The organism is Virgibacillus sp. 7505 (assembly GCF_002272135.1).
Classification (GTDB): domain Bacteria; phylum Bacillota; class Bacilli; order Bacillales; family Amphibacillaceae; genus Terribacillus.
Map to the genome: position 1 here is coordinate 1 of NZ_NPBF01000333.1, position 231 is coordinate 231.

At 51.1% G+C, this 231-nt stretch carries 1 pseudogene; it reads left to right on the forward strand.

Going from position 1 to position 231, the window contains the following annotated elements:
* Window positions 1-84 precede the first annotated feature (84 nt).
* Window positions 85-231: pseudogene (locus CHH91_RS21350) on the forward strand (Zn-dependent hydrolase); the annotation flags it as partial.

Genomic DNA, 231 nt, shown 5'->3' on the forward strand with positions numbered 1-231 from the left:
ACGCCAACGCACGTAAATATGCTTCAACCCTTTTTTGTAAAGGGCAAGCCTGGCAAACCGTTACTAGCCAAGGAGGCAATGCCCATGAACACCAATAAGTTAGCAATCAATCGCGAACGGCTTAAACAAACGCTCCAGGCGTTCGCAGCATTCGGGGCAACAGGCAACAATGGCGTGACACGCCTTGCCTTGTCTGAAGAAGACAAGCAAGCACGGGCTTATTTGCGCCAG